At 72.2% G+C, this 4,684-nt stretch carries 3 protein-coding genes; 2 read left to right on the forward strand and 1 reads right to left on the reverse strand.

Annotated elements, in window-relative coordinates; translation table 11 throughout:
• The first annotated feature begins 69 nt into the window (after positions 1–69).
• Positions 70–3,084: an alpha-mannosidase gene (locus AB8Z36_RS32160; protein ID WP_369216913.1), complete on the forward strand. Its 3,015-nt coding sequence runs from the start codon at positions 70–72 to the stop codon at positions 3,082–3,084.
• A gap of 221 nt (positions 3,085–3,305) precedes the next feature.
• Positions 3,306–4,178 (forward strand): amidohydrolase family protein, encoded by an 873-nt coding sequence (locus tag AB8Z36_RS32165; RefSeq protein WP_369216914.1) that lies wholly within the window; start codon positions 3,306–3,308, stop codon positions 4,176–4,178.
• On the opposite strand, the gene AB8Z36_RS32170 is transcribed toward AB8Z36_RS32165, so the two are convergent.
• Positions 4,157–4,684: lipase maturation factor family protein (locus AB8Z36_RS32170; RefSeq protein ID WP_369216915.1), on the reverse strand; the 528-nt coding region annotated here is incomplete at its 5' end. The two genes, AB8Z36_RS32165 and AB8Z36_RS32170, sit on opposite strands and share 22 nt — an antisense overlap.

Below are 4,684 nucleotides of genomic sequence, written 5' to 3' on the forward strand. Positions count from 1 at the left end.
CCTCAAACGCCGGAGGGGCTGGAACTTCAGCCCGCCCGGCACCCATCACCCACCTCCCTGGAGACCCTCATGCATGACGACCGCAGCCTCGTCGAAGGCCGGCTCAAGCGCGTGCTGGACGAGCGCATCCGGCCCGCCGTGTACCCCGCCTCCGTTCCTCTCGACATCGCCGTCTGGAACGCCCCCGGCGAACCCGTCCCCGTGGCGGAGGGCCTCGTCGCCGAGCCGGTGGCGACCCGCGTGGGGGAGCGGTGGGGCGCGCCCTGGGGCACCAGCTGGTTCCGGGTGAGCGGGACCGTGCCGAAGGAGTGGGCGGGGAAGACCGTCGAGGCCATCCTGGACCTCGGCTTCGACGAGAACATGCCGGGCTTCCAGTGCGAGGGTCTCGTCTACCGCCCCGACGGCACCCCGGTGAAGGGTCTCAACCCCCGTAACCAGTGGGTCAGGGTGGCCGCCCCCGCCGAGGGCGGCGAAGAGGTGCGGCTGCACATCGAGGCCGCGTCCAACCCCGTCATCCTGGACTACCACCCCTTCCTGCCGACCCAGCTGGGCGACAAGGAGACCGCGGGCAGCGAACCCCAGTACAAGCTGGAGCGCATGGACCTCGCCGTCTTCGACGAGACGGTGTGGCAGCTCGTCATCGACCTGGAGGTCCTCGGCGAGCTGATGCGGGAGCTGCCCGAGGACTCCGGACGGCGGTACGAGATCACGCGCGCGGTCGGCCGTGCCCTGGACGCCGTCGACCTCCAGGACGTGAACGGCTCGGCCGCCGCCGCCCGCGCCGAGCTGGAGAAGGTGCTCGCCACCCCCGCCGAGCCCTCCGCGCACCGCATCAGCGCCGTCGGCCACGCCCACATCGACTCCGCCTGGCTGTGGCCGCTGCGCGAGACGGTGCGCAAGGTGGCGCGTACGACGTCCAACATGACCGCGCTCATCGAGGACGAGCCGGACTTCGTCTTCGCGATGTCCCAGGCGCAGCAGTGGGCCTGGATCAAGGAGCACCGCCCCGAGGTGTGGGCGAAGGTGAAGAAGGCCGTCGCCGACGGCCGCTTCGTGCCCGCGGGCGGCATGTGGGTGGAGTCGGACACGAACATGCCGGGATCGGAGGCGATGGCCCGGCAGTTCGTGCACGGCAAGCGCTTCTTCCTGGAGGAGTTCGGCGTCGAGAACGACGAGGCGTGGCTGCCCGACACCTTCGGCTTCGCCGCGGGGCTGCCCCAGATCATCAAGGCCGCCGGGTCGAAGTGGCTGCTCACGCAGAAGATCTCCTGGTCGCAGACCAACCGCTTCCCGCACCACACCTTCAACTGGGAGGGCATCGACGGGACCCGGATCTTCACCCACTTCCCGCCCGTCGACACCTACAACTGCTCGATGAAGGGCAGCGAGATCGCCCACGCGGCGAAGAACTTCAAGGACAAGGGGGTGGCCCGGCACTCCCTGGCGCCCACCGGCTGGGGCGACGGCGGTGGCGGCACCACCCGCGAGATGATCGCGAAGGCCGCGCGGATGCGGGACCTGGAGGGTTCGGCGACCGTGCGGTGGGAGACACCGGCGGAGTTCTTCGAGAAGGCCGAGGCCGAGTACCCGAACGCGCCGGTCTGGGTCGGTGAGCTGTATCTGGAGCTGCACCGGGCCACCCTCACCAGCCAGGCGGGCACCAAGCAGGGCAACCGGCGCAGCGAACACCTGCTGCGCGAGGCGGAGCTGTGGGCGGCGACGGCTGCGGTGCGCACCGGGTTCACCTACCCCTACGAGCAGTTGGACCGCATCTGGAAGACGGTGCTGCTGCATCAGTTCCACGACATCCTGCCCGGTTCCTCCATCGCCTGGGTGCACCGCGAGGCGCGTGCGACGTACGCGGCGCTCGCGCGGGAGCTGACCGGCATCATCGACAACGCGCAGCGCGCCCTGGCCGGTGAGGGCGGCACCGAGCTGGTCTTCAACGCGGCCCCGCACAGCAGGGGCGGCGTGCTCGCGGGCGGCGCGGGGCGTGCGACCGCCGAGGGGCAGTCGGCGATCGGCTCGCGCGCGGACGGCGGCTTCGTGCTCGACAACGGGCTGCTGCGGGTGGAGATCGACGGCCGGGGCCTGGTCGTCTCCGCCTACGATCTCCTCGCCGACCGGGAGACCGTCGCGCCGGGGCGGGCGGCGAACCTGCCGCAGATCCACGCCGACTTCCCGAACATGTGGGACGCCTGGGACGTGGATGAGTTCTACCGCAACACCGTCACCGACCTCACGGAGGCGGACGAGGTCACCGCGGGTGAGGGCGGCTCGGTGCGGGTGGTGCGCACCTTCGGGGACTCGCGCCTGACCCAGGTGCTGACGCTGGCGCCCGGGTCGCGGCGCCTGGACATCGACACCGAGGTCGACTGGCACGAGACGGAGAAGTTCCTCAAGCTGGCCTTCCCGCTGGACATCCACGCCGAGCGGTACGCGTCGGAGACCCAGTACGGCCACTTCTACCGGGCCACCCACACCAACACGAGCTGGGAGGCCGCCAAGTTCGAGGCGTGCAACCACCGCTTCGTGCACGTGGAGGAGCCGGGCTGGGGCGTGGCCCTGGTCAACGACTCGACGTACGGGCACGACGTGACCCGCACGGTGCGCACCGAGGACTCCGGTACGACCACCACGGTCCGGGTCTCGCTGCTGCGCGCCCCGCGCTTCCCCGACCCCGAGACCGACCAGGGCGTGCACCGCTTCCGGCACGCGCTCGTACCGGGTGCCTCGATCGGGGACGCGGTGCGTGAGGGCTACCGGGTCAATCTGCCCGAGCGTGCCGTCACGGGCGGCTCCGAGGTGGCGCCGCTGGTCACGGTCGACGACGACGCGGTGGTCGTCACGGCCCTCAAGCTCGCCGACGACGGCAGCGGCGACGTGGTCGTCCGCTTCCACGAGGCGCATGGCGGCCGGGCCAGGGCCACGCTGACCACGGGCTTCCCGGCGGACTCGGTCGCGGTGACCGACCTCCTGGAGCGCCCGCTCGCGGACACCGCGGCGCCGGAACTGGCCGATGGCGCGGTGGCGGTGAAGCTGCGGCCGTTCGAGCTGGTGACGCTGCGGTTCAGCAGGGGCTGAGCCACCCCGCCAGGTGTGCGGGCCCCCGGTGCCATGGCAACGCCGGGGGTGCCCGCGGGTTTTGGCGCGAAGCCCGTGCGGAGGGGGCTGCCGCCGGGCGTGGTGCCCGTACTCTGGGAGATTAGGAAAGGCTCGCCCATGAGGATCGCCCCGCACGCCGAGATCCGCGCCGACCGGGCCGGAAAGCCGGACGCCGCCCTGCCCGTGGCGGGGGTGTTGCCATGAGCGCCCTGCGCGGGACGGGCCCGTTCGTCGACGCCCACCACCAGGTGTGGGACCTCGCCGTGCGCGAGCAGGACTGGCTCGCCGACGACGCCCTCGCGCCCCTGCGCAGGAGCTTCTCCCTGAGCGATCTGGCGCCCGAGGCGCGCTCGGCCGGGGTCGGCGCCACGGTTCTGGTGCAGACGGCGACGGTGGCCGAGGAGACCCCGGAGTTCCTCGCCCTCGCGGCGGAGAGCGACCTGGTGGCGGGCGTCGTCGGCTGGACGGACCTGACCCGCCCCGACGTGGCCGAGACCCTGGCCCGCCTGCGTGAACTGCCCGGCGGCGAACGTCTGGTGGGCATCCGCCACCAGGTGCGGGGCGAGCAGGACCCCGAGTGGCTGCTCCGCCCCGATGTGCGCAGGGGCCTCGCCGCCCTCGCCGACGCGGGGCTCGTCTATGACCTCGTGGTGCTGCCGCACCAGTTGCCGTCCTGCGCGAGGGCGGCGGTTGACCACCCCGGGCTCACCTTCGTCCTCGACCATCTGGGCAAGCCGCCCATCGCCTCCGGCGCCCTGGAACCCTGGGCCTCGGCGGTCCGCGCGCTCGCCGTCCGGCCCAACACGGTCTGCAAGCTCTCCGGCATGGTCACCGAGGCCGACCACAAGGACTGGACGGTGGAGGACCTGCGGCCCTTCGTGGACACGGTCGTGGGCGCCTTCGGTCCCGAGCGGCTGATGTTCGGCTCGGACTGGCCGGTGAGTCTGCTCGCCGCCTCCTACGACGAGGTGCTCGACGCGGCGGAGCTGCTGACCCACTCCCTGGGCGCCGCCGCGCGCGGCGAGATCTTCGCGGGGACGGCCCGGCGCGTCTACGGACTGCCCGGTGGCTGAGAGGCCGTGGTCAGCCGGGTGGGTGCCAGGAACTCACGCATGTAGGCGCGCTCCCAGCAGGCGCCCGTCGCGCGCCGCTCGTGCGGGGTGGTGTAGCGGTAGCGGTACAGCCTGGCGCGGATGAACCTCGGCGGCTCGCCGGGCGGGAACGGGGAGCGGCGCAGCAGCCGCAGCGTGTCGCGGTCGCCTTCGAGGAGCCGTTCCACCAGGGGCCCGAACCACGCCCTGGCATAGGCGGGGGAGAGCCCCGCGAACCACATCATCCAGTCCAGGCGCAGATGGTACGGGGCGAACTGGCGCGGCCAGCGGCGGACGTCGCCGGGCTTGCCCTTGAACTCGTAGGCCCGCCAGTCGCCGTCCTCGCGCGCCACCGGGTCGGAGGTGCCCTCGATCACGATCTCCCGCCGTTCCCGGTTGACGCTGCCGAACGCGCCGTAGGAGTTGACCAGGTGGAGGGAGTCGAAGGAGGTGTTCATGACCTGGCGCCGGGAGAGGAGGTTGCGGAC

The sequence above is a fragment of the Streptomyces flavofungini genome, assembly GCF_041028215.1.
GTDB lineage: Bacteria > Actinomycetota > Actinomycetes > Streptomycetales > Streptomycetaceae > Streptomyces > Streptomyces flavofungini_B.